Raw genomic sequence first — 18,459 nt, forward strand, 5'->3', positions numbered from 1 at the left:
CGGCCGGCACTACCGTTCAACGTTCAGGCCCTGCGCCGTTCGATCAGGTTCAGCAGCGGCCCGGTCATCGCCGTGGTCACCAGCGCCATGATCACCAGCACCGCGAACAGGCGGTCACCGAGCAGGCCCAGCTCATACCCCAGGTTGAGCACGATCAGCTCCATCAGGCCGCGGGTGTTCATCAGCGCGCCCAGCCGCCACGCTTCGCGCGTGGGCATGCCGGCACTGCGCGCGGCACTGAAGGTGCCCAGCAGCTTGCCCGTCGTGGCCACCGCGATCACCACCACGCACAGCACGATGTCGCTGGCCTGCAGCGCATCGGCGCGCATGCGCAGCCCGGTCATGGCGAAGAACAACGGCAGCAGCAGCGTGACCGCGAACGGCTCGACACGTGCCATCAGCAGGTCACGCAGCTGCGCGTTCGACGATACCGCGACACCCGCAGCGAACGCGCCGAACAGCGCGTGGATGCCCAGCATCTCGGTGACCAGCGCACTGCCCAGCGACAGCAGCAGGATGCCGAGCAGCCAGCGCCCCTCACGGCCCGGCGCAATCTGCCGGCGCGCGAACCACGGCTTCACCAGCCCCAGCATCAGCGCCACGAACGCGACCACGCACACCAGGTTGAGGCTGGCCGGCAACCAGCCGCTGGCCTGGGCGGCAGCCACGATCAGCGCCAGCAGGCACCACGCGGTGGCATCGCCCAAGGCAGCGCAGGCGATCGCGGTCTGCCCCAGCGGCGTCTGTGTGATCCCGCGGTCGGCCAGGATGCGCAGCAGCACGGGGAAGGCCGTGATGCTCATCGAGATGCCTACGAAAAGTGCGAATGCGGTGAAGCCCACACCCTGTGGGCCGTGCTGCGGATACAGCCAGATCGCCAAGGCGACGCCGAGCACGAACGGCACTGCAATGCCGGCATGGCCGACGGTAAACGCGAAACGCCGGCGGCCACGCAGCGCCGCCAGGTCCAGTTCGGCACCGGCCACCAGCAGGAACATCAGCACGCCCAGCTGGCTGAGCATGCCCAGCGGGCCCAGCGAACTGGCCGGGAACAGCGCACCATGCAGCTGCGGCAGCAGGCTGCCAAGCACCAGCGGCCCCATCATCAGGCCAGCGGCCATTTCGCCGATCACCGCCGGCTGTCCCATGCGCTTGAGCAGCGCCCCCGCGCCCTTGGCCACCAGCAGCAGTACCAGCAGCTGCAGCAGGAACAGGCCCAACGGAGACGCCAGATGCTGCACCCAGCCGCCTTCGGCGGCGACCGAGGCACGGGCAACCGCCTCGGGCGCCGCCGGCCCGGCATACCGCGCCAGCAGCACGCCAGCCAGCAACGGAACCCCGGCCCAGGCCAGGTAGCGCCATCCCCATTTCGTGTGCGGCGCGTTGCCGCCTGCCTGTACGTCCATGAACATTCCCCAATGTGCAGGGGGCGATCATACAAAAAGGGGACGGAGGGGATTAAGGCGTTAATGGCACAAACGACTTAATCCCCTCCGTCCCCTTTTGGGGGTGCTCAGGCCAGTGCCTGCTCGTGCACGCCGGCGATCGCGCGACCGGAGGGATCTGCCGCAGCGGCGAAGCTGGCGTCCCAGGCGATGGCCGCGGGCGACGAACAGGCGATCGACTTGCCTCCCGGCACGGTCTCGGCCGCTGCCCGGCTCGGGAAGAACTGCTCGAACAGGTGGCGGTAGTAGTACGCCTCCTTGGTCTGCGGCGGGTTGTGCGGGAAGCGCTTGTCGGCGGCCGCCAGTACACGGTCGCTCACCTGCGCCTCGGCATGTGCCTTCAGCCCATCGATCCAGCCATAGCCCACGCCATCGCTGAACTGTTCCTTCTGCCGCCACAGGATGCTGTCCGGCAGGTAGCCGTCGAACGCCTCGCGCAACACGGCCTTCTCGATACGGCGGCCGCCAAAACCGGCACCGACCATCTTGTGTGCGGCATCGAAGCGCATTGCCACATCGAGGAACTCACGGTCGAGGAACGGCACGCGCGGCTCCACGCCCCAGGCCATCATCGACTTGTTGGCGCGCAGGCAGTCGTAGTTGTGCAGGGCGTCGAGCTTGCGTACCAGCTCGTCGTGGAATTCACGCGCATCCGGTGCCTTGTGGAAGTACAGGTAGCCACCGAAGATCTCGTCGCTGCCCTCGCCGGAGAGCACCATTTTCACGCCCATCGCCTTGATCCGCCGCGCCAGCAGGAACATCGGCGTCGATGCGCGGATGGTGGTGACGTCGTAGGTCTCGATGTGGCGGATCACCTCCGGCAGCGCATCGAGGCCTTCCTCGAACGTGTACTCGAAACCGTGATGCACGGTGCCCAGCGCTTCGGCGGCGATCGCTGCGGCGGCCAGATCGGGCGAGCCCTTCAAGCCGATCGCGAACGAGTGCAGGCGCGGCCACCAGGCTTCGGTCTGTCCCCCATCCTCGATGCGACGACGTGCATAGCGCGCGGCCACCGCCGCCACCAGCGACGAGTCCAGGCCACCGGACAGCAGCACGCCATAAGGCACATCGCTCATCAGCTGGCGCTCCACCGCATGCTCGAACGCCTGGCGCAGTTCAGCCAGATCGGCCCGGCGGCCCTGCACGTCGGCGTAGTCGCGCCACGGTTGCTGGTAGTAGCGCACCAGCTCACCGCTGGCACTGTCGAAATAGTGGCCCGGCGGGAACTGCGCGACATCGGCACAGGTATCGACCAGCGCCTTCATTTCCGAGGCCACGCGCAAGCGCCCCTGGGCATCGTGGCCCCAGTACAGCGGCACCACGCCCACCGGGTCGCGCGCCACCAGCACGCGTCCACTGTCACGGTCCCACAGCGCGAAGGCGAAGATGCCGTTGAGCTGTTCCAGCCACTGCGCCGGCGCGCCGCCCTGGCGGTAGAGCGCGTTGATCACCTCGCAGTCCGAGCCAGTCTGGAAGTCGTAGGTGGTGGTCAGCGCCGCCTTCAACGCCTGGTGGTTGTAGATCTCGCCGTTCACCGCCAGCGCCAGCTGGCCATCGGCCGACAGCAGCGGCTGCGAACCACCGGCCGGATCGACGATGGCCAGCCGTTCATGGACCAGCAGCGCACCTTCGTCGAGGTACACGCCGCTCCAGTCCGGGCCACGGTGGCGCTGGCGTTGCGACAGTTCCAGCGCGTGCCGGCGCAGGGTGGGAAGATCGTCACCGGCCTGCAGGCCGAAGATTCCGAAGATCGAACACATGGGGGAGCTCCTGTTGGGGAATTTCACGGGTGGGAGGGTGTTCGACCGGCCATCCAGGCCCGGGTGGGACTACGCCCGGGCACAAAAAAACCCGCATCGACCGATGCGGGTTTTCTGGTGTCCGGGCGTGTGTTGCTGTCTATCTACCCAGGGCGCAGTCCCGCATCGGCCGCGCACGATTATTCGCGCGCAGATTATTGCGGTTGTTGTTATTGACGGCGGTGGCCAGGCGGATCGACATGGCATTGACCCTACCCCGCTTTCCGGCATGGTGCAACCGTTGCGTTGGCAACCACTCCCCGGCGCGCATAATGGCCGGCCGTGAAACGTGTAATGGAAATGCAACACCGCACTGGACGCAACGCGGCGCTGGCCGCCCTGTTCTGCCTGGGCCTGGCCGCCTGCCAGACCCTGGCCCCACCCTCGCCCCTGCCGCCGGCCCAGCTGCAGGGCCTGGAGCAACACGGCACCGACGGCAGCTTCGAGGGTGCCTTCAATACCGCGGAAACCTTCGAACGCTTCAACGATCCGCGCGCCATCGCCTACTACGAGCGCGCCGCCGCGGTCACACCCTGGACCTTCCACAACACCAAGGCGGAAGAAGCACTGGGACGGATCTTGATCTCCGGCACGCTGCGGCATGCCGACAGCCCCCACATCAATCCGGCGCCGGTGCTGCGTGCGTCCTGGCGACGCGGAGAACGCGCCTACCTGGCGGCGGCCTACCACGGCAATCCCTATGCGTTCTACGAACTCGCCAAGGCCTATCGTCAGCGAGGCGACGCGCAACAGGCGCTGCGCTGGGACCTGCGCGGAATGATCTACGAGCGCTACCCGAGTTCATCGTCACGGCTACCGGATGCGGTGGCCGCACAGGATGGCACCGTGCATCCACTGGTTGCGCAGATCCAGCGCCGCGCCGAGCGTGGCGATGCCGAAGCGCAGGTAGACCTGGGCGCGCTGCTGGAAAAGGGCATGGGACTGCCGCGCGATCCCGCACGTGCGCTGCAGCTGTACCAGCGTGCCGGCGAGAAGGGCAATGTGTTCGGCCAGTACTTCGCCGGACTGCTGCTGGGCCGCGGTGCACCGGGCGTGGAGAAGGACACCGACGCAGCCGCACGCTGGTTCGCCCGGGCCGAGACGCAGCACTTCTACATGGCGGCGCCGAGCTACTGGGAAAAAGCGGTCGAGCCGCCGTTCTTCATTTTTTCTGAGTAGAGCCGAGCCACGCTCGGCTGGGCATTCCCTGCAGAAGCAGCCGAGCATGGCTCGGCTCTACAGGAAAGCAGTGCCGGCGAAAGGCGTGCCGACCAACGGTCGGCACCCAGCGTCGCAGGTTCACGCCAGCAGCCGCTCCACCAGCCGCTGGTACAGCCCCGGCAATGCCTCCAGATCGGCCACGCGCACGTTCTCGTCCACCTGGTGGATGCTGGCGTTGACCGGCCCCACTTCGATGCACTGCGCGCCCAAGGGCGCGATGAAGCGTGCATCGGAGGTGCCGCCGCCGGTGCTTTCTTCCGGTGCACGGCCGATGTGCTCGGCCAGCACCGCACGCGCGGTGGCGCGCAGCGTGCCCTCCGGGGTGTAGAACGGCTCGCCGCTGCGGTGCCACTTCAGCGTGTACTGCAGGCCATACCGTTCCAGCAGCGCGGTGATCTCCGCTTCCAGCTTCGATGCATCCCAGTGCGGGTTGTAGCGGATGTTGAAATCCACCTCGAGCTCGCCGGGAATCACGTTGCTGGCACCGGTACCGGCATGGATGTTGGAGACCTGCAGGCTGGTCGGCGGGAAACTCTCGTAGCCGTCATCCCAGCGCCGCGCACTCAGCTCGGCCAGGGCCGGCGCCGCCTGGTGGATCGGGTTGCGTGCCTTCTCCGGATACGCCACGTGGCCCTGCACGCCCTGCACGCGCAGCTTGGCCGACAGGCTGCCGCGACGCCCCACGCGCAGCAGGTCACCCAGCGTCGCAGTTGAGGACGGCTCGCCGGTGATGCACCAGTCGATGCGCTGGCCGCGTTCGGCGAACAGGCGTGCGACGTGGCGCACGCCATCGATGGCGTCGCCTTCCTCGTCGCTGGTCAGCAGCACCGCCAGCGTGCCGGGATGATCGGGATGCGCGGCAACGAACTGCTCGGCGGCCACCACGAACGCCGCCACGCTGCCCTTCATGTCGGCGGCGCCACGGCCATACAGCACGCCATCGCGGATCTGCGGGCTGAACGGATCGCTGGCCCAGGCCTCACGAGGGCCCGTCGGCACCACGTCAGTATGGCCGAGCAGCACCAGTACCGGCGCGCCCTGGCCGTGGGTCGCCCACAGGTTGTCGACCTCACCCAGCCGCAGGTGATCGCACTGGAACCCGGCCTGCTTCAGGCGTGCCGCCAGCAGCGCCTGGCAACCGGCATCATCGGGCGTCACCGAGGGCCGCGCGATCAGCTCGCAGGTCAGGTCGAGCACCGCGCTCATGCGTCACCCACGCCGAAGCGGGCCTTGAAGCCGTTGTCGCTGAAGCCCTGGCTGACCGTGCCATCGGCCGTGACCACCAGCGGGCGCTTGATCAGCTGCGGGTACTCGCGCAGCAGCAGCTTCCATTCGGCCTCGGAATCGGCGGCCTTGCGGTTGTCCGGCAGCTGCCGCCAGGTGGTGGAGGACCTGTTGACCATCGCGGCCAGGCCACCCAGCTGCGCGGCCCACGCCAGCAGCATTTCCGGGCTGGGTTTGTTGTCGCGGTAGTCGACGAAGGTGTACGGCACGCCGAAGCGGTCCAGCCACTTGGTCGCCTTCTTGCAGGTATCGCAGTTCTTCAAACCGTAGACAGTGGTGCTCATGGCCATCTGTGATGCTGGAAAACAGAGGGCCAGAATCTCACAACAGGCGCTCGGACACGACCCGGAAAGGTACCCTTGGCAGCTGGAAGGCCAGCCCCTCGTGCAGCGCCACGCCCATCGCCTGCAGGCGCCGGCACTGCTGTTCGCCTTCCAGCTGCAGCGGTTGCAGCTGCGCGATGTCCACCGGCAGAGCAATGCGGGTGCTGGCCCAGCGCTGGTCGCAGGTGCGGGCGATGGCCTCGTCCTGGCAGGTCAGGAAGCGCAGCAGGGCCTGATGGCCGCCGAAGGCCGCCGCCCACCCGGCATCGTCCCAGCCCGCAGCGCCCTGCCACTGCAGGTGCAGCGCCGGCGCACTGCCCCGCCCGCCCTCGATCAGGGTGTACCCACCGCCATCGGCGCGCACCACGTGCGCGAAGCGCACCGACAGATGCGGCTGCATGGCATCGCTGAAAGCGCGCGCGCCGGCGACGAAGGCCAGCTGGTCCATCACGTTGCGATCAAACAGCACCACCGGCGTCCCGTCCCGATCGTCGTCACGACGCAGGTACCAGCGCCAGTTGCTCTGCCGGGGAGACGGCATCAGCGAGCGCAGCGGCCCGGCCAGCGCGGGCCCGAAGTGGCCGTGCCGGTAGCTGAGGATGGTGTAGGGCGTGCGTCCGGCATGGACCACGTAGTGATGGCCTGGTGGTGGCATCGGCGCTTGGCGTACGTCGACCCACCAGCTCACGTAGACCACGTCGCGCACATCGCTTACCAGCGCCGGCATCGGCCAGCGCCGCGACAGCGCGCGGCGCAGCCGGGTCCAGCGTGGAGCGTGCAGCAGGCGCGGCAGCATCCACCCGAACAGGGTGTCGGACGGATGCTGGTAGATCGCGGACTGCGCCAGATCCTCCGGCGCCGTCATCTTCAGTCAGCCAGGCCGCGCAGCAGGTCGTTGACGCTGGTCTTGCTGCGGGTCTTGGCATCAACCTGCTTGACGATCACCGCGCAGTACAGCGAGTGGGTGCCGTCCTTGCTCGGCAGCGAGCCGGACACCACCACGCTGTACGGCGGAATGTAGCCGTAGGTGACCTCGCCGGTGGCACGGTTGTAGATGCGGGTGCTCTGGCTGAGGAACACGCCCATGCCGATCACGCTGTGGTGGCCGACCACCACGCCTTCCACCACTTCCGAACGCGCACCGATGAAGCAGTGGTCCTCGATGATGGTCGGGCTGGCCTGCAGCGGCTCCAGCACGCCACCGATGCCGGCGCCGCCGGACAGGTGGCAGTGCTGGCCGATCTGCGCGCACGAACCGACGGTGGCCCAGGTGTCGACCATGGTGCCTTCGCCGACATGGGCGCCGATGTTGGTGAAGCTCGGCATCAGCACCACGTCCTTGCCGAAGTAGGTACCGCGGCGGGCGATCGCGCCCGGCACCACGCGCACGCCACCACGGCGGAACTTCGCTTCGTCATAGCCGGCGAAGCGCGATTCGACCTTGTCCCAGAACGGCGCCGGGCGTGCATCGACCACCGCCATGTCGTTGACGCGGAAATACAGCAGCACGGCTTTCTTCAGCCACTCATTGACCTTCCAGCCGCCCTGGCCGTCCGGCTCGGCGACACGGAACTCACCGCTCTCCAGGCCGTCGATCACGCGGTTGACCAGCGGCTTGGTCGACCCTTCCAGCTCGTGCAGGGTCAAGGTGGCGCGGCGCTCGAAGGCGCTCTCGATGCCGAACTTGAGTTCTTCCACGCCCGGTGCCGACGGCTTGCGCAGCGACTTGCGGGCGATGGTTTCGGCGCGGACGGCTTCGGCGCTCTTGGCCGGGGCCGGCTTCTTCACAGCACGCTTCACTGCAGCCGTTTTCTTCGCCGGGGCCTTCACCGCAGCGGCCTTCTTCGGCGCAGGGGTCTTCTTCGCGGCCGGTGCGGCAGCAGCGGGTTTCCGGGCCGCTGCGCTCTTGGGGGTCGCGGCGGTCTTCTTGGCGGGCTTGGTGGCCATCAGGCGGGGTCTCCGGCGTTTCGATCAGGGTCCAGGCAGGCCAGCATCGCGTCATGCAGCTGCTGCCGGGCAGGTTCAGTCAGGGGGAGGTCGTGTTCGTCACTGATCACGAAGGTGTCTTCGGCGCGTTCGCCGAACGTGGCAATGCGCGCATCATGCACGCGCAGGCCCTGGTTGCGCAGCACGAACGCCACATCGGCCAGCAGGCCGGGACGGTCGGGGGCGACCAGGGCAAATCGGGTTGCGCCCGGTTCATCGCGGAACTCGATGCGCGGGGCGAAGCGGAAGTGCCGCAGCTGCCGCGGTACCACCCGGCGCGACGGCCGCAGGCGCGACAGGTCACCGCTGAGTGCCTCGCGCAGCGCCGCTTCCAGGTTGGCACTGCTGCCATCGGCAAAGGTGTCGGCCGGGTTCACTTCGAAGGTATCGAAGATGGTGTCGGCCGGACCGTCCAGCACGCGCGCGCGATGGATGCCGTAGCCCTTGCGGTCCAGGGTCATCACGATCGCGGCAAACAGGCCATCACGGTCGGGCGAGTGCACGAACACTTCCAGCGCCGGGTCGTCGACGCTGATCCGGCGCACCTTCACCAGCGCCTGGCCCTGCTTCACCGGCACCAGTGCGGCGGCCTGCCAGGCCAGCTGCTCGGGGCGCAGGCGGATGAAGCCCTCATCCGGCATCACCGCGAACTGGCGGTCGATGGTGGCATCGTCGTAACCCTGCTCGCGCACCAGTGCGCGCACGCTGTCACGTGCCTCGGCCACGCGCTCGGCGGCCGGTACCGGGTGCTCCAGCCCCTCGCGCAGCGCGCGCCGGGTGGCAAAGTACAGATCGGCCAGCAGGCGGTCCTTCCAGGCATTCCACAGTTTCGGGCTGGTGCCGGCGATGTCGGCACAGGTCAGCAGGTACAGGTAATCCAGGCGGTCGCGGCTGCCGACCAGGGTGGCGAAGCGATGGATCACCACCGGATCGGCGATGTCCTGCTTCTGCGCGGTCACCGACATGCGCAGGTGCTGTTCGACCAGCCATGCCACCAGCTCGGTATCGGTGCCACTGAGCGCATGCGCCTGGCAGAACGCGCGCGCGTCCACCGCGCCCAGCTCCGAGTGGTCGCCGCCGCGGCCCTTGGCGATGTCATGGAACAGGCCGGCCAGCAGCAGCAGTTCCGGCTTGCGCAGGCGCGGCCACACTTCGTGCGCGATCGAGAAGCGCTCGTCGGCGCGGCTGCTGGCGAACTGGCCGATGTTGCGCAGGACCATCAGCGTGTGCTGGTCGACCGTATAGACATGGAACAGGTCGAACTGCATGCGCCCGCTGACCTGGGCAAACGCGGGAATCCACTGGCCAAGCACGCCCAGCCGCGCCATGCGCGAAAGCGTATCGACCGGACGCTGGCCGCGCAGCAGGGCCAGGAACTGCTCGCGTGCATCGGCATCGGCCTGGTCATAGGCCGGCAGCAGCGGCAGCGACTCGGCCAGTGCACGCGCAGTGAGCGAATGCAGGCCGCGTACCTGCGGGTTGTTGGCCCAGCTGGAAAACAGGGCGAACACCTGGCCGATGTCGCCGCGTGGCCAGTCGGCCTCGTTGGCGGCCAGGTAACCACGGCGCAGGGAAAAACCCACGGTCAGCGGCTCCGGCTGGGCCTCGCCGTCGAACTGTTCCTCGAAGCGCTGCAGCAGCCGGTCGCTGATCCGGCGCACCACCAGCGCGGCGCGGTAGAAGCCCTGCATCATCTTCTCGACGCCGAGGTTCTCGGCATCGTCTTCGAAGCCCAGCCGCGCGGCCAGGGTCTTCTGGTAATCGAAACGCAGGCGCTCTTCCGGACGGCGCGCGACCAGGTGCAGGCCGAAGCGCAACCGCGCCAGCACTGCACGTTCGCGCTTCAACGCCGCGGCTTCGTCGGCGCCCAGGTGGCCGAGCCCGACCAGGGCCTCCAGGTCGCGCACGCCGAAGGCACGCAACGCCATCCAGCCCAGCGTATTGAGATCACGCAGGCCACCGGGGCCATCCTTCAGGTCCGGCTCCAGGTTGTCGGCGGTATCGCCGAAGCGCTGGTGGCGGTTGCGCAGCTCTTCCAGCTTGGCCAGGAAGAAGGCGCGTGCCGGCCACAGTTCGCGGTCGTCGATCGCCTCGCGCAGCGCGCGGCGCGCAGCATCATCGGCCAGGATCGGGCGCGCCTCGATCAACGCGGTCAGCACGGTCTGGTCAGCCGCCGCCTCCCGGCACTGCAATGCAGAACGCACCGCATGGCTGACAGCCAATCCGCAGTCCCACAGCAGCGCGAACAGGCGCGCCAATGCCGCCTCGTGCGCCAGTTGTGCCGGCGGATCGCCGAACACCAGCAGGTCGATGTCCGAACGCGGGAACAGTTCACCGCGGCCATAGCCGCCGACCGCGAACAGCGACAGGCCGCTGTCGGCCGGCAGGCAGCGCTGCCAGGCCAGGCGGATCAGATGGTCGGCAGCGCGCGCGCGCAACGCCAGCAGGCGCTCGATGTTGTCGCCCTGGTCGAAGCGGCGGTACAGGCGCGCGTCGGCCTGCTGCAGCGCCTGGCGCGCGGCAGCAGCCCAATCCGGGTCGTCGAGCGACGCGGCCGGCGTGTCCAGCAGCGAACTCGCCGGCAGCATCTTCAGGAAACCTGCGACTCGCCTGGCGACAGGGTCAGCACGTCCACGCCGGTCTCGGTGACCGCGATCATGTGCTCCCACTGCGCCGACAGCTTGCGGTCCTTGGTCACCACGGTCCAGCCATCCGGCAGCACCTTGTTGTAGCGGGTGCCCTCGTTGATCATCGGCTCGATGGTGAAGGTCATGCCGGGCTGCAGCACCAGGCCCTGGCCCGGGCGGCCGTAATGCACCACCTGCGGCTCGTCGTGGTAGACCTTGCCGATGCCGTGGCCGCAGTACTCGCGCACCACGCTGAAACGCTCGCCTTCGGCGTAGCTCTGGATGGCATGGCCGATGTCGCCCAGGGTGGCGCCCGGACGCACCGCACGGATGCCGCGCCACATCGCTTCGTAAGTGGTTTCCACCAGGCGGCGGGCCATCACCGACGGGGTGCCGACGAAGTACATGCGGCTGGTGTCGCCGTGCCAGCCGTCCTTGATGACGGTGACGTCGATATTGATGATGTCGCCATCCTTGAGCACCTTCCCTTCACTGGGGATGCCGTGGCAGATGACATTGTTGACCGAGGTGCACACGGTCTTCGGGAAGCCGCGGTAGCCGACGTTGGCCGGAATGGCACCCTGCACGTTCACGATGTGGTCGTGGCAGATGCGGTCCAGTTCCTCGGTGGTGACACCGGGCTTGACGTGGGGGGTGACGATGTCGAGCACTTCGCTGGCCAGGCGGCCGGCGATGCGCATCATCTCGATTTCCTGCGGGGTTTTCAGATTCACGCTCATGGCACCCATTATCGCCGATCCGGCCGCAATCTGAACGAACGCCGCCCAACTGGCGATCCGGGCCATGCACGATTCCGGCAAGGAAAGTGAAAGCGTGATGGCCTCCACTCTTGCGCCTGCCTATTTATCACGGATTACAGACACTTACGCCTCCTAAGCTGGACCCACTGTCGTCAAAGCGGCGCCGAACGTGCCGTCTTCGCCTTGTTCAACGGACCTTCGGGTCAGGGAGGTTGTCCATGCGATCCCCAGTTCGATCCCCGCTGACATGGGTCATGGCCGGGCTGCTGCTTTCCAGCCCGGCGCTGGCCGCCGACACCACCACCTTCAACGTCACCCTGGTGGTCACCAAGGCCTGCACCATCACGGCGGCGGCCGCCACCAACGTCGACTTCGGCACGGCGGCCTCGACCACCGCCACGCCCACCCTGGGCCAGGGTACGGTGACCGCGCAGTGCTCGGCACTGACGCCCTACACGATTGCGCTGAACGCGGGCGCCAACGCCGGCACCGCCAACGACGTCACCACCCGGCGCATGAAGAACACCAATGCCGCGGTGACCGCCAACAACTATGTCGGCTACCAGCTCTACCAGGATGCCGCACATACCCTGGTCTGGGGCGCCACAACCGGCACCAATACCCAGGCCGGCATCGGCACTGGCCTGGCCGTGCCCTACATCGTCTATGGCCAGATCCTGAACCTGAGCACCAACAACCCGGCCACCGGTAACTACCTGGATACGGTTACCGCCACGATCACCTATTGATGGAGCACGCCCGCATGGCCGGACCCCGCCCGTGGCGCGCCACCGGCGTGGCGCTGCTCGCCCTGTACCTGCTGGCCCCCGCCGGTGCCGGCGCCACCAGCCTGCAGGTCGCCCCGACCAGCCTGCAGCTGGAAGCCCGCCAGCGTGCCGGCGAGCTGTGGCTGACCAACAGCGGCACCTCACCGGTGACGCTGCAGGTGCGCGTGTTCCGCTGGGTGCAGCAGGACGGCCAGGAACAGCTGCTGCCCACCGATGAAGTGATGGCCACGCCGCCGATGCAGGAACTGGCCGCCGGCCAGCAGCAGCTGGTGCGGGTGATGCGTCCGGACAGCGAGCCACCGCCTGCACAGCGGCACTACCGGCTGATCGTGGACGAGGTACCCGACCTGGCCACCCGTGCCGAGGGCATGCAGTTCGTGCTGCGCTATTCGATCCCGGTGTTCGTGCAGCCTTCGGCCGGCCGCCTGGCCCCACGACTGCAGGCGCGCCTGATGAAACTGGCGGACGGCCGCAATGGCGTGGAAGTCGCCAATACGGGCGACAGCTACGCACAGATCGCCGATCTTGCGCTGGGCAGCGCCGCGCGCCCGCGCATTGTCCATCCCGGGCTGCTGGGCTACGTGCTGCCGGGCCAGGTGATGCGCTGGCCGATCGAACGCACGGCGATCGACCGCGACAACGACCAGATCACGGCCAAGCTCAATGGCGAGTCGGAACAGACGCCACTGTCGCCCCCACCGGCTCGCTGAGGCGTTGATGGGCGCGCTGTTGGCGGCCCTGGCTCCCGCGGCGACCGAGGCCGCCGATGTGTCCGGCGTGGCGGCCGTTGATGTATCCGGCGTGTCGGCCGATGCCATCCTGCCTCCCCCGACCCCGCTGACCGCCAGCCAGGCGCTGTACCTGGATGTGTCGCTCAACAGCACCCCGCGCGGCCTGCTGCCATTCACCGAGAACCGCGGCCGGCTGCAGGCCAGCCCCGAAGTGCTGCGCCAGCTTGGCTTCAACGCCAGCGGCGATGCGCCGGTCTACCTGGACCAGATCAGCGGTGCGGTGGTGCGCTATGACGCGCACATGCAGACCCTGGCACTGGACGTGCCGCTGGACCAGCTCATCCTGCCCACCACCGTGCTCAGCCGCCCGCAGACGCGCGCGCCCACCGGCAACGCCTCGCCCGGCGCGCTGCTCAACTACGACGTCTACGGCAGCCGGGTGGACACGCTCGGCAACCTCAGCCTGAGCGCGGAGCTGCGCGTGTTCGGTATCGGCAACGGCACCTTCGAAAACACCGCCATCAGCCGCCGCTACCAGCAACCCGGCGACCGCCATTGGCGCGGCGAGAGCGTGCGCCTGGACACACGCTGGAGCCTGGATTTCCCGGACAGTGCAACCACGCTGGAGGTCGGTGACTTCTACAGCGGCTTCGTCGACTGGACCCGCCCGGTTCGCCTGGGCGGCCTGCAGATCGGCCGCAACTACGGGCTGCAGCCCTACCGCGTGCTCACGCCCACGCCCAGCTTCCTCGGCCAGGCGGTGGTGCCCTCCACGGTCGAGCTGTATGTCGATGGCCTGCGCCAGTACAGCGGCCAGGTGCCGGTCGGGCCCTTCCAGCTGGCGGCGCAGCCCGGCATCAGCGGCACCGGTAACGCGCAGGTGGTGGTGACCGATGCGTTCGGCCGCATGCAGACGCTGGATTTCAGTTTCTATGGCACCCAGCAGCTGCTGGCCAGGGGCCTGTCGGACTGGTCGGCCGGCGTCGGCCACCTGCGCGAGGACTTTGGCCAGCGCTCCTTCGCCTATGACGATCGCACGGTGGCCAGTGCCAGCTGGCGCGGCGGTGTCACCGACACGTTCACCGGCGAGGCGCATGCCGAAGGCGGCGGCGGCCTGGCCCAGGCCGGTGTCGGTGGCTGGTGGCTGCTCGGCGCCGCTGGCGTGTTCAATGCCGCCTATGCACACAGCGGCTACCACGGCCTGCAGGGCGGGCAATGGGCACTGGGCTACAGCTGGAACAACCGTCGTTTCAACGTCAATCTGCGCAGCGTACGCAGCCATGGCGATTACCGCGACCTGGGCGCACTGCAGGGCAACCTGCCGCCGAGCATCAGCGAGCAGGCCACGCTCGGTCTGGACCTGCTGCGGCTGGGCACGCTCAGCGCCAGCTATCTGCGCCTGCGCTACCCGGATGGAGACGACAACCGCTATGCCAGCCTGTTCTGGTCACGTACCTGGAGCCAGCGCTGGTCGGCCTATCTTTCGGTAAACCAGAACCTGGACCGCAGCGACGACCGCAGCATCTACCTGTCGGTGACTGCCAGCCTGGGCAACAACCGCCAGGCCAGCCTTTCGAGCCAGCGCAACGGCGACAGCCAGAGCTGGGTGGCGGACGTGACCCAGCCAGTGCCGGGCGATGGCAGCGCCGGCGGCGTCGGCTGGCGCGCGCAGCTGCGCCACGGCGAGGACGGCAACGGCGGCCTGGCCGAGGTCGGCATCCTCAACGATGTCGGTCGCTACTCGTTCGGCGCCTCGCGCCAGGGTGGACTCAACTATGCCTACGCCAGCGCCAGCGGCAGCCTGGTGTGGATGGGCGGGCACGCCTTCGCCACGCGCGAGGTGTCCGATGCGTTCGCGGTGATCAGCACCAATGGGGTCGGCGGCGTCCCGGTGCGGCTGGAGAACCGCCTGATCGGCGTCACCGATGATCGCGGCCTGCTGCTGGTCAGTCCGTTGCTGTCCTGGCAGCGCAACCGGGTCTCGATCGACACCCTGGACCTGCCCGAAGACATGCGCGCCGACCGCATCGAGGACTGGGTGACCCCGCGCCAGCGCGCCGGCACCCGCGTGACCTTCCAGCTGCGCTCGCGGCCGTCACTGAGCCTGACCCTGCTGGCAATGGACGGCCAGCCTCTGGAGGTCGGCAGCGAGGTGCGGTTGCCCGATGGCCGCCAGGCCACGGTCGGCTACGACGGCCTGCTCTATCTGGAAGACGTTGCCGCCGGCAGCGTGCTGTACGTCACCACCAGCCGCGGCCCCTGCCGCGTGAAAGTGCCGGACCTGCCCAAGGTGGTGGCGTCCGGCGCGCGGCCGAAGCCGGCGCCGCAGCAGTGCATCCCGGAGGTGGCGCCATGAGGGTGCTGCTGCTCGTCCTGCTGCTCTGCGTCGGCCTGCTGGCAGCGGCGCCCGCCGGTGCCACCGCGGTCTGCACGGCGGTCGCCAATCCGACCCTGCCGTTCGGCAACATCAACAGCAATGCACCCGGCCCGAGTACGGCCAACCTCAACATCACGGTGACCTGCACCACCGCCGCGCTGAGCCTGCTGGCCACCACCGGCGTGCGCGTCTGCGTGGGCATCGGCGCAGGCAGTGGCGGCGGCAGCAGTTCCACCTTCCGCACGATGGCCACCTCCAGCAGTGACACCCTGAATTTCCAGCTGTACAACAACGCCAGCTTCGGCCAGGTCACCGGACTGGTGCCGCGCGGCACGCCACCTGCGCAGGAACTGACCATGACCTACAACGTGCCGCTGGTGACGGGCGGCAGCGGTGCGCAGTCCATACAGCTGTTCGGGCAGATCCCGGCCAACCAGATCCTGGCCTCCGGCGCGTACAGCAGCACCTTCAGCGGGGCCAACGTGGTCCTGACCTGGGCCTGGAACGAAGTCCTGCTCGGTACCGCCACCGTGCCCGCCACCTGCAATGGCGGCGCCACCGGCACCAACAGCGCCAGTGCAGCCTTCAGCTTCACCGCCACCGCCAACGTGCTGCCGCAATGTGGCAGCTACGTCACCACCACCATGGACTTCGGCAACGTCACCGGCGGCATTCCGGCCAACATCGACCGGACCGCCACCCTCACCCTGACCTGCCTGAAGAACACTGCCTTCCAGGTCGGCCTCAACAACGGCCAGAACAATCCCACCGCCACCACCACCCGGCGCATGGCCACCACCCTCGGCGGAAGCACCTATTACCTCGCCTACGAGTTGTACCGGGACTCGGCGCGGAGCCTGCGCTGGGGCAATACCCTGACCGTCGACACGGCCAGCGGCACCGGTACCGGCAGCGCGCAGCAATTGACCATCCATGGCCGGGTGCCGCCGGTCAGTGGCCAGCCGCCGGCCGGCACCTACAACGACCTGGTGACGGTGACGATCACCTACTGACCGGCGTGCCGACCAACGGTCGGCACCCACCGGACGAAGGCCGTGCCGAGCGCCGGCTCGGCGCTACAGTTCCGGCACATCCCGCCGATACCGCGCAGCAAGTCTTTCAGCATGGTGGATGGCAGGTGGTTCGCACATTCCTGATCGGGGCGATGCTGGTCGCCAGCCTGCCGGCATGGGCCGAACCCAGCAGCCCCCTGCAGATCCGGCTGACCGTGGTTGAATCCTGCAGCGACGATGGCGGCGGCATCCGCTGCCCGGCACCGCACCAGCGCAGTGACGCACCCCAGGCGCCGCGCCAGGTCCGCGAGCTCGCACCACCGGCGACGGACGAGAACGCAACACCCTCCGTGACCCTCATCTACTGATGCGCGCGTTGCTGATCCTGCTGGCACTGCTGCTGGCACTGCCTGCCGCAGCGCTGGAGCTGTTGCCGACCACCCTGCAGCTGCCGGCCCAGGGCGGCAGCGCCGAACTGTGGTTGCACAACCCCGGGCCCGGCCGCTGGCAGGGCCAGGTGCAGGTGCTGGCGTGGGATCAGCAGCTGGACGCCGAACGACTGCACCCCAGCGATCAGATCCGGGTCAGCCCGGCGCGGCTGGACCTGGCCCCAGGCAGCACCCAGCGCGTCTGGCTGTTACCAGGCGATCCGCCAGCGACGGCCGCTGAACAGGCCTATCGGGTCGTACTGGCGCCGACGTTGCCGGGGTTGCCGCGCTATTCGCTGCCGCTGTTCCGCGGCCCAGCGGGGCCAGCACTGCAGGCCCGGCTGCTGGGCCGCGTCGAGGCCCACGGGTCTCTGGCCGTACTGCGACTCAGCAATGCCGGTACCCTGCACGGCCGCCTGCACGATCTGCGCTTCATCACGGGGGACGGCCAGGCAACGCTGCTGACGGCTGGCCTGGCCGGCTACATTCTGGCGGGCCATGAACGCCGCTGGCCCCTGCCTGCCCGCGCCGATGGCTATGCAGGCGGCCGCTTCCAGGCACGCCTGCAGGACGGCCGCGAGGTCGATCTGGCCGCAACTGACCCTGCAATTGCAGCAAGGGCCCCCAGCGGGCTATAATCGACCGGATTCCTGCCGCCAGCGTGCGCGGGAACCCGTCCACACCGGACGTCACCGGTGAATCCACACCTGCTGCCCCCATCCGTGCCGGGGTGCTCCGCAAGGAGTTCGGCCACGGAGGCAACAGGGAAGCCCAACCCCGGAACCGATCGCGCTTCCACGCGTCCCGCATACCTATCCCCGCGGGCGGAATCGCTGGTTCCATATCAGGAGTATTGCAATGCCCCAGGTCACCATGCGTCAGATGCTGGAAGCCGGCGTCCACTTCGGCCACCAGACCCGCTACTGGAACCCGAAGATGGCTCCGTACATCTTCGGCGCCCGCGGCAAGATCCACATCATCAACCTGGAAAAGACCGTCCCGCTGTTCAACGACGCGATGAACTTCATCTCGTCGGTTGCCCAGAAGCGCGGCACCGTCCTGTTCCTGGGCACCAAGCGCAGCGCCCGCGAAACCATCAAGGAAGAAGCCGAGCGTTGCGGCATGCCGTTCATGAACCAGCGTTGGCTGGGCGGCACCCTGACCAACTTCCGTACCGTCAAGCAGTCGGTTGCCCGCCTGAAGGAACTGGAAGCCGGTGAAACCGACGGCACCTTCGAGAAGCTGGTCAAGCACGAAGTGCTGGGCCTGCGTCGCGAGCGCGACAAGCTGGAAGCCTCGCTGGGCGGCATCAAGGACATGAACCGCCTGCCGGACGCCATCTTCGTGATCGACATCGGCCACGAAGACATCGCGATCAAGGAAGCCAAGAAGCTGGGCATCCCGGTCATCGCCGTGGTCGACACCAACTACAACCCGGAACTGGTTGATTACGCCATCCCGGGCAACGACGACGCCATCCGCGCTGTGCAGCTGTACGCCCGCGCCGCTGCCGACGCCGTGCTGGAAGGCAAGGCGGCTGCCCCGCACGCCGCTTCGGTGCGCGAGGAAGAATTCGCTGAAGCCGCTGCTGAAGGCGAAGAGAAGCCGGCCCGCCGCGCTCCGGCCAAGAAGGCTGCCAAGAAGGGCGACGACGCCCAGGCCTGATCCAGGCCCCG

16 protein-coding genes are annotated in these 18,459 nt (G+C 68.2%); 8 read left to right on the plus strand and 8 right to left on the minus strand.

The annotated features are described in order from the left end of the window. Positions 1-23 precede the first annotated feature (23 nt). Both AC5QAB_RS09140 and asnB read right to left on the minus strand, forming a co-directional pair. A complete protein-coding gene (locus AC5QAB_RS09140; protein ID WP_495233357.1) occupies positions 24-1,412 on the minus strand; it encodes a cation:proton antiporter domain-containing protein in 1,389 nt (462 codons plus the stop codon). A 101-nt stretch (positions 1,413-1,513) separates the two neighbouring features. Continuing rightward, positions 1,514-3,205 (minus strand): asparagine synthase B, encoded by a 1,692-nt coding sequence (gene asnB / locus AC5QAB_RS09145; RefSeq protein WP_164109057.1) that lies wholly within the window; start codon positions 3,203-3,205, stop codon positions 1,514-1,516. Between the two features lie 339 nt (positions 3,206-3,544). On the opposite strand from asnB, the gene AC5QAB_RS09150 reads away from it, so the two are divergent. Continuing rightward, positions 3,545-4,423, plus strand: a complete 879-nt coding sequence (locus tag AC5QAB_RS09150) for a tetratricopeptide repeat protein (RefSeq protein ID WP_032956859.1) — start codon at positions 3,545-3,547, stop codon at positions 4,421-4,423. 120 nt (positions 4,424-4,543) lie between these two features. Here AC5QAB_RS09150 and dapE read toward each other — a convergent pair whose 3' ends face one another. The 6 genes from dapE to map are packed head-to-tail and all read right to left on the minus strand — an operon-like array spanning position 4,544 to position 11,434. Further along, positions 4,544-5,671 carry a succinyl-diaminopimelate desuccinylase gene (gene dapE / locus AC5QAB_RS09155; protein ID WP_495233358.1) on the minus strand — a complete coding sequence of 376 codons (1,128 nt, stop codon included), beginning with the start codon at positions 5,669-5,671 and terminating at the stop codon, positions 4,544-4,546. Beyond that, positions 5,668-6,039, minus strand: a complete 372-nt coding sequence (locus AC5QAB_RS09160; protein WP_197602840.1) for a Spx/MgsR family RNA polymerase-binding regulatory protein — start codon at positions 6,037-6,039, stop codon at positions 5,668-5,670. Before AC5QAB_RS09160 ends, dapE begins: the two co-directional genes overlap by 4 nt. A 31-nt stretch (positions 6,040-6,070) precedes the next feature. Further along, a complete protein-coding gene (locus AC5QAB_RS09165; protein ID WP_495233359.1) occupies positions 6,071-6,937 on the minus strand; it encodes a hypothetical protein in 867 nt (288 codons plus the stop codon). A gap of 2 nt (positions 6,938-6,939) precedes the next feature. Beyond that, positions 6,940-8,019: a 2,3,4,5-tetrahydropyridine-2,6-dicarboxylate N-succinyltransferase gene (dapD, locus tag AC5QAB_RS09170; protein ID WP_049403826.1), complete on the minus strand. Its 1,080-nt coding sequence runs from the start codon at positions 8,017-8,019 to the stop codon at positions 6,940-6,942. Further along, positions 8,019-10,628, minus strand: a complete 2,610-nt coding sequence (locus AC5QAB_RS09175) for a [protein-PII] uridylyltransferase (RefSeq protein ID WP_495233383.1) — start codon at positions 10,626-10,628, stop codon at positions 8,019-8,021. Before AC5QAB_RS09175 ends, dapD begins: the two co-directional genes overlap by 1 nt. 20 nt (positions 10,629-10,648) lie before the next feature. Next, the gene (gene map, locus AC5QAB_RS09180; RefSeq protein WP_005412748.1) at positions 10,649-11,434 is read right to left on the minus strand and encodes a type I methionyl aminopeptidase; all 786 of its coding nucleotides are present in this window, start codon (positions 11,432-11,434) and stop codon (positions 10,649-10,651) included. Between the two features lie 230 nt (positions 11,435-11,664). Here map and AC5QAB_RS09185 point away from each other — a divergent pair, with 230 nt between their 5' ends. The 7 genes from AC5QAB_RS09185 to rpsB all read left to right on the plus strand — a co-directional run bounded on the left by AC5QAB_RS09185 (position 11,665) and on the right by rpsB (position 18,448). After that, complete coding sequence (locus tag AC5QAB_RS09185; protein ID WP_032956855.1) at positions 11,665-12,195, plus strand: Csu type fimbrial protein; 531 nt, start codon at positions 11,665-11,667, stop codon at positions 12,193-12,195. Continuing rightward, positions 12,195-12,944 carry a fimbrial biogenesis chaperone gene (locus tag AC5QAB_RS09190; RefSeq protein WP_134966233.1) on the plus strand — a complete coding sequence of 250 codons (750 nt, stop codon included), beginning with the start codon at positions 12,195-12,197 and terminating at the stop codon, positions 12,942-12,944. Before AC5QAB_RS09185 ends, AC5QAB_RS09190 begins: the two co-directional genes overlap by 1 nt. A 7-nt stretch (positions 12,945-12,951) precedes the next feature. Further along, a complete protein-coding gene (locus tag AC5QAB_RS09195) occupies positions 12,952-15,321 on the plus strand; it encodes a fimbria/pilus outer membrane usher protein (protein ID WP_197561856.1) in 2,370 nt (789 codons plus the stop codon). Beyond that, positions 15,318-16,355 carry a Csu type fimbrial protein gene (locus tag AC5QAB_RS09200; protein WP_032956852.1) on the plus strand — a complete coding sequence of 346 codons (1,038 nt, stop codon included), beginning with the start codon at positions 15,318-15,320 and terminating at the stop codon, positions 16,353-16,355. The genes AC5QAB_RS09195 and AC5QAB_RS09200 overlap by 4 nt, the downstream gene beginning before the upstream one ends. A gap of 152 nt (positions 16,356-16,507) precedes the next feature. Further along, entirely contained in the window at positions 16,508-16,723 is a 216-nt protein-coding gene (locus AC5QAB_RS09205; RefSeq protein ID WP_041863203.1) for a hypothetical protein, read from the plus strand. After that, positions 16,723-17,421: a molecular chaperone gene (locus AC5QAB_RS09210; RefSeq protein ID WP_197561857.1), complete on the plus strand. Its 699-nt coding sequence runs from the start codon at positions 16,723-16,725 to the stop codon at positions 17,419-17,421. Before AC5QAB_RS09205 ends, AC5QAB_RS09210 begins: the two co-directional genes overlap by 1 nt. 220 nt (positions 17,422-17,641) lie before the next feature. Then, the gene (gene rpsB / locus AC5QAB_RS09215) at positions 17,642-18,448 is read left to right on the plus strand and encodes a 30S ribosomal protein S2 (protein WP_005408748.1); all 807 of its coding nucleotides are present in this window, start codon (positions 17,642-17,644) and stop codon (positions 18,446-18,448) included. Positions 18,449-18,459 lie beyond the last annotated feature (11 nt).

This window comes from Stenotrophomonas sp. YJH_SMC_127, from assembly GCF_059372445.1.

Excerpts from the sequence above, each read along its gene's own strand:
- AC5QAB_RS09140 (WP_495233357.1), bottom strand. The coding sequence starts at position 1,412 with ATGTTCATGGACGTACAGGCAGGCGGCAACGCGCCGCACACGAAATGG.
- asnB (WP_164109057.1), bottom strand. The coding sequence starts at position 3,205 with ATGTGTTCGATCTTCGGAATCTTCGGCCTGCAGGCCGGTGACGATCTT.
- AC5QAB_RS09150 (WP_032956859.1), top strand. The coding sequence starts at position 3,545 with ATGCAACACCGCACTGGACGCAACGCGGCGCTGGCCGCCCTGTTCTGC.
- dapE (WP_495233358.1), bottom strand. The coding sequence starts at position 5,671 with ATGAGCGCGGTGCTCGACCTGACCTGCGAGCTGATCGCGCGGCCCTCG.
- AC5QAB_RS09160 (WP_197602840.1), bottom strand. The coding sequence starts at position 6,039 with ATGGCCATGAGCACCACTGTCTACGGTTTGAAGAACTGCGATACCTGC.
- AC5QAB_RS09165 (WP_495233359.1), bottom strand. The coding sequence starts at position 6,937 with ATGACGGCGCCGGAGGATCTGGCGCAGTCCGCGATCTACCAGCATCCG.
- dapD (WP_049403826.1), bottom strand. The coding sequence starts at position 8,019 with ATGGCCACCAAGCCCGCCAAGAAGACCGCCGCGACCCCCAAGAGCGCA.
- map (WP_005412748.1), bottom strand. The coding sequence starts at position 11,434 with ATGGGTGCCATGAGCGTGAATCTGAAAACCCCGCAGGAAATCGAGATG.
- AC5QAB_RS09185 (WP_032956855.1), top strand. The coding sequence starts at position 11,665 with ATGCGATCCCCAGTTCGATCCCCGCTGACATGGGTCATGGCCGGGCTG.
- AC5QAB_RS09190 (WP_134966233.1), top strand. The coding sequence starts at position 12,195 with ATGGAGCACGCCCGCATGGCCGGACCCCGCCCGTGGCGCGCCACCGGC.
- AC5QAB_RS09195 (WP_197561856.1), top strand. The coding sequence starts at position 12,952 with ATGGGCGCGCTGTTGGCGGCCCTGGCTCCCGCGGCGACCGAGGCCGCC.
- AC5QAB_RS09200 (WP_032956852.1), top strand. The coding sequence starts at position 15,318 with ATGAGGGTGCTGCTGCTCGTCCTGCTGCTCTGCGTCGGCCTGCTGGCA.
- AC5QAB_RS09205 (WP_041863203.1), top strand. The coding sequence starts at position 16,508 with ATGCTGGTCGCCAGCCTGCCGGCATGGGCCGAACCCAGCAGCCCCCTG.
- AC5QAB_RS09210 (WP_197561857.1), top strand. The coding sequence starts at position 16,723 with ATGCGCGCGTTGCTGATCCTGCTGGCACTGCTGCTGGCACTGCCTGCC.
- rpsB (WP_005408748.1), top strand. The coding sequence starts at position 17,642 with ATGCCCCAGGTCACCATGCGTCAGATGCTGGAAGCCGGCGTCCACTTC.